The organism is Streptomyces spongiae (assembly GCF_009377185.1).
In the GTDB taxonomy this organism is placed as follows: Bacteria; Actinomycetota; Actinomycetes; order Streptomycetales; family Streptomycetaceae; genus Streptomyces; species Streptomyces spongiae.
On sequence record NZ_VJZC01000728.1, the window covers coordinates 1 to 4424 of the forward strand.

At 70.0% G+C, this 4424-nt stretch carries 6 protein-coding genes; 1 reads left to right on the top strand and 5 read right to left on the bottom strand.

Features of this window, described 5'->3' with window-relative positions; all coding sequences use genetic code 11:
* A partial coding sequence (locus FNH08_RS45475; RefSeq protein ID WP_265579849.1) for a MaoC family dehydratase occupies window positions 1-312 on the top strand: 312 nt, incomplete at its 5' end.
* Here the strand turns inward: FNH08_RS45475 and FNH08_RS45480 are convergent.
* From FNH08_RS45480 to FNH08_RS45500, 5 genes are all read right to left on the bottom strand, one after another.
* Complete coding sequence (locus FNH08_RS45480) at window positions 305-979, bottom strand: TetR/AcrR family transcriptional regulator (protein ID WP_152777460.1); 675 nt, start codon at window positions 977-979, stop codon at window positions 305-307. The genes FNH08_RS45475 and FNH08_RS45480 overlap by 8 nt on opposite strands.
* Window positions 980-1062: 83 nt before the next feature.
* On the bottom strand, window positions 1063-1362 hold the full coding sequence (locus FNH08_RS45485) for a DUF4229 domain-containing protein (protein WP_152777462.1): 300 nt from the start codon (window positions 1360-1362) through the stop codon (window positions 1063-1065).
* 84 nt (window positions 1363-1446) lie between these two features.
* Entirely contained in the window at window positions 1447-1971 is a 525-nt protein-coding gene (locus FNH08_RS45490) for a GNAT family N-acetyltransferase (protein WP_152777464.1), read from the bottom strand.
* A gap of 488 nt (window positions 1972-2459) precedes the next feature.
* On the bottom strand, window positions 2460-3623 hold the full coding sequence (mqnE, locus tag FNH08_RS45495; RefSeq protein ID WP_152777466.1) for an aminofutalosine synthase MqnE: 1164 nt from the start codon (window positions 3621-3623) through the stop codon (window positions 2460-2462).
* Between the two features lie 172 nt (window positions 3624-3795).
* The gene (locus tag FNH08_RS45500) at window positions 3796-4251 is read right to left on the bottom strand and encodes an Lrp/AsnC family transcriptional regulator (protein WP_152777468.1); all 456 of its coding nucleotides are present in this window, start codon (window positions 4249-4251) and stop codon (window positions 3796-3798) included.
* Window positions 4252-4424 lie beyond the last annotated feature (173 nt).

Genomic DNA, 4424 nt, shown 5'->3' on the forward strand with positions numbered 1-4424 from the left:
GAATGGCATCTGGCCGGGGACGTAGGACGGCGGTACGGGGCGGCGTCCGGTGACCGCAACCCCATCCACCTGCACCCCCTCACCGCCCGCCTCTTCGGCTTCCCCCGCGCCATCGCCCACGGCATGTGGACGGTCGCGCGCTGCCTGGCCGAGCACGGCACGCCCGGGGCGGCGTTCGTGCGCGCGGAGTTCCGGGCGCCGGTGCTGCTGCCCGGGACGGTGACGTACGCGGCGGAAGGCGGCCGCTTCGAGCTACGGGGTCACGACGACCGGGTCCACGTCACCGGTGAGGTGCGCCCGCTGCTCACGTGAGAGCCGGCGCCGCTTGGGCGTCCGTGCCGCTCGGCGGTGACCAGGGATGCCCGTCCATCAGGTTGGCCAGGCCCGCCCAGGCGAAGTTCATGAGGGTCGCGGCCGCCTGTCTCGCCGTGACTCCGGGAGTGGCGTTGGCCCAGTCGGCCAGCGCCTCGGCGGCGCCGACGAGGGCCTCGGCGAGCCCGGCGACCTCGCCCTCGGCCAGTGACGGATCCCGGTGGGCCTCCCGCGCCGCCACCGCGATCAACTCGGTGACGAACTCGACCAGTTCCTTCCGCATCGCGGCCACCTCGGCCGCGAAGGGTTCGCCGTGCGTACGGGCCTGGAGGTGCAGCACGGCCCAGCCGTCCGGGTTCTCGGCGGTGTGCGTGAAGAACGCCTGGAGCCCTTCCCAGAGTTGACGATCGGCGGGCAGCTCGGTCCGGACCCCCGCGCGGACGGCCTCGGTGAGTGCCTTCGCCTCTCGCCGGATGCAGGAGGTGAAGAGGTCTTCCTTCGAGTTCAGGTACAGGTACACCAACGGCTTGGACACGCCCGCCAGTTCGGCGATCTCGTCCATCGAGGCGGCCCGGTACCCCCGCTGACCGAACGTCCGCACCGCCGCGTCCAGCATCTGCCGCTCACGCACCGCCCGGGGCATCCGTTTGCTCTTCACAGCACCCATACGGAAAGGGTAGGCGCGGCCGGGATCACCCTCGCCGTGAAGTGTGGCCAAAAACAGGAGGTCGGGTCAGACAGCAGCTCGGGTCAGGACGCCTGGCCCTGCGCCCGGGCCGTGTCGTCGGCGTCGTCCTCCTGGCTGCGGTTGGCGTCCAGGTTGGCCTTCGCCCGGTCGACCCGCTCCACGATCTGCACGGAGGCACGGTCCCGCTCCTTGCGCAGGACCACGAAGCTGATCGGGGCGGAGATGACCAGGGCGAGCAGGATGACCCACATGCCGTTGGACGCGCCCAGCCCGCGCGGAGCGAGGCCCGAGTAGACGAGGCCCCAGACGACCACGAGGCAGCCCACGAAGATACCGAGGCGCATCAGTGTGTAGCGGAGCATCTCAATCCACTCTTCCGTTCCGAACCGTTCCCAAAGGGCACCGTCCAGTGAAGCACGGCGGGACCAGGATCTTGCAGGGGGGCCTCAGTCCAGCGTCAGCAGCATGAAGACGTCGTCGCGGTCGTCGCCCGGCGCGACGCGTATGGCGCCCGGGACCCGGCCGACCTCCTTGTACCCGCAGGAGCCGTAGAACCGCTCCAGCCCCAGCCCGCCCCGGCAGGTGAGCCGGATGGCCTCGATACCGTCGAACCCCCGCGCCGCCCGCTCCGCCGCCGCCAGCAGATCCCGCCCGTAGCCCATCCCCTGGTGGCGGGGGTGCACCATCACGGTGTACAGCCACGCCCAGTGCGTCATCAGCCGGTGCGTGTTGAAGGTGAAGAACGTGGTCGCCGCGATCTCGCCGGCCTCGTCGCGGCCGACGAGCAGCCGTGACCGTCCCTCGGTCATCGCCGCGAGGTGCTTCAACAGCTCGGGCCGGATCGCCTCCGGCGTCACCGGGGGGACGAACCCGACGGCTCCCCCGGCGTTGGAGACGTCGGCCCACAGCTTGAGCACGCCGTCTCGGAGTTCGGGGGTGACGGCGGGGTCCAGTTGGAACGTAAGGGGCATGCGGACGACGGTATCTCGTCTGCCTTCTTGCGGTCCGTGGCCGGGTGCGGGTCCGTTGTGGCTGGTCGCGCCCACGCGGCGGAGCCGCAAATCGACACAGCCCCGCGCCCCTAAAAGCCACGCCCGCGCCCGGCACCACGACGCACCGTTACCCCCGCGCACCGCCATCTGCGCACCGACGCCGCGCCCCCTGCACCGGCGCCCCGACGCACCCGGCAGCCGCGTACGCACGGAAGGGGGCGTGCCGGGAGGTGTCCGCCCGCAGCGGCCGGCGTCCGCCACCGAGCACCTCACACACCCACACCAGCCGCCGGACCGAGGACGGAGACCTCGCGGCGCGCCCCCGACCCAGGAACAATCGGGTAGGCGTACCAGCCACCACGGCGCCGCAGTCACTCGACGACCGGCGGGGAGACGCGCCCCTCAGGGGCGCGGGGAACTGCGCGACAAGCCACGACGAACCCGCACCCGCCCACCGCCCGCGGAGCTCAGACCCGCATCGGCTGCGGCGTCTCCCGCCGGGCCGGGTCCGGCCCCTCGTACTCGCGAATGATCTCGTAGCGCGTGTTCCGCTCCACCGGCCGGAAGCCCGCATCCCGGATCAGGTCCAGCAGATCCTCGCGGGTCAGCTTGTTCGGCGTGCCGAAGTTGTCCGCGTCGTGCGTGATCTTGTACTCGACGACCGAGCCGTCCATGTCGTCGGCGCCGTGCTGCAACGCCAGCTGAGCGGTCTGCACCCCGTGCATGACCCAGAAGACCTTGACGTGCGGCACGTTGTCGAACAGCAGCCGCGACACGGCGAAGGTCTTCAGCGCCTCGGCCCCCGTCGCCATCTGCGTCCGCGCCTGAAGCCGATTCCGGACCTTGCCGTCCTTCACGTCCACGAAGTCGTGCTGGTAGCGCAGCGGGATGAAGACCTGGAAGCCCCCGGTCTCGTCCTGCAGCTCACGCAGCCGCAGCACATGGTCCACCCGGTGGCGCGGCTCCTCGATGTGGCCGTACAGCATCGTGCACGGGGTCTTCAGACCCTTCTCGTGCGCGAGCCGGTGGATCCGCGACCAGTCCTCCCAGTGAGTCCTGTGATCCACGATGTGCTGCCGGACCTCCCAGTCGAAGATCTCCGCACCGCCACCGGTCAGCGACTCCAGCCCGGCGTCGATCAGCTCGTCGAGGATCTCGGACGCCGACATGCCCGAGATCGTCTCGAAGTGGTGGATCTCCGTGGCCGTGAACGCCTTCAGCGACACGTTCGGCAGCGCGGCCTTCAGCTCCCGCAGCGAGCGCGGGTAGTACCGCCACGGCAGGTTCGGGTGCAGCCCGTTGACGATGTGCAGCTCGGTGAGGTTGTCGCTCTCCATCGCCTTGGCGAGCTTGACGGCCTCCTCGATGCGCATCGTGTACGCGTCCTTCTCGCCCGGCTTCCGCTGGAACGAGCAGTAGGCGCAGGAGGCCGTGCACACGTTCGTCATGTTGAGGTGCCGGTTGACGTTGAAGTGGACGACGTCGCCGTTCTTCCGCGTCCGCACCTCGTGCGCGAGCCCGCCCAGCCAGGCCAGGTCGTCCGACTCGTACAACGCGATGCCGTCCTCGCGGGTCAGCCGCTCACCGGAGCGAACCTTCTCCTCCAGCTCGCGCTTGAGCCCGACGTCCATGCCTCCGCCTCTCCTCGCCGACAACTCATGCAACGGTACAACCCGGACTCCGGGTACCTGCGCGCGCCTGTAAGGGGCGCGGGGAACTGCGCGACCAGCCACGAACCACCCGCAGCCGCGAAACGAGTCGGCAGCCGCAGGACGAAGCGCGTTCGCCCGGCCCAGCGGAGCGCTACTGCTCCTCCGGCAGCTCGCCCACCCGGTTCTCCCACTTCGTGGAGAGCACGATGGTCGTACGCGTCCGGGAGACGCCCTTCGTCCCCGACAGCCGCCGGATGGTCTTCTCCAGACCGTCGACGTCCGTGACCCGCACCTTGAGCATGAACGAGTCGTCGCCCGCGATGAACCAGCAGTCCTCGATCTCGTTGAGGTCCCGCAGCCGGGTCGCGACGTCCTCGTGGTCGGCGGCGTCGGACAGCGAGATGCCGATGAGGGCGGTCACGCCCAGGCCGAGCGAGGCCGAGTCGACGGTGGCGCGGTAGCCGGTGATGACCCCGGCCGCCTCCAGCCGGTTGATGCGGTCGGTGACGCTGGGGCCGGAGAGGCCCACGAGGCGGCCCAGTTCCGCGTAGGAGGCGCGGCCGTTCTCCCTGAGGGCCTGGATGAGCTGCCTGTCCACCGCGTCCATTGCGATCGGTTGCCTTCCGCTGAAGAGTTGCTGAAGAGTTCTCGAAGTAGTGATGAGTGGTAGCGCTCCCGCTACCGGATGCTCGGGAAGAGTGAATCCGGCTCGGTTCGGTGCCGTTCAGCCGACACCGTCAGGTGTGCCGTTCAAGTCGTCCGCGCCCCGCCGCCCAGCTC

What these genes read in the sequence shown, in the direction of transcription:
- FNH08_RS45500 (WP_152777468.1), bottom strand. Translation starts at nt 4,251, where the DNA reads ATGGACGCGGTGGACAGGCAGCTCATCCAGGCCCTCAGGGAGAACGGC.
- mqnE (WP_152777466.1), bottom strand. Translation starts at nt 3,623, where the DNA reads ATGGACGTCGGGCTCAAGCGCGAGCTGGAGGAGAAGGTTCGCTCCGGT.
- FNH08_RS45480 (WP_152777460.1), bottom strand. Translation starts at nt 979, where the DNA reads ATGGGTGCTGTGAAGAGCAAACGGATGCCCCGGGCGGTGCGTGAGCGG.
- FNH08_RS45485 (WP_152777462.1), bottom strand. Translation starts at nt 1,362, where the DNA reads ATGCTCCGCTACACACTGATGCGCCTCGGTATCTTCGTGGGCTGCCTC.
- FNH08_RS45490 (WP_152777464.1), bottom strand. Translation starts at nt 1,971, where the DNA reads ATGCCCCTTACGTTCCAACTGGACCCCGCCGTCACCCCCGAACTCCGA.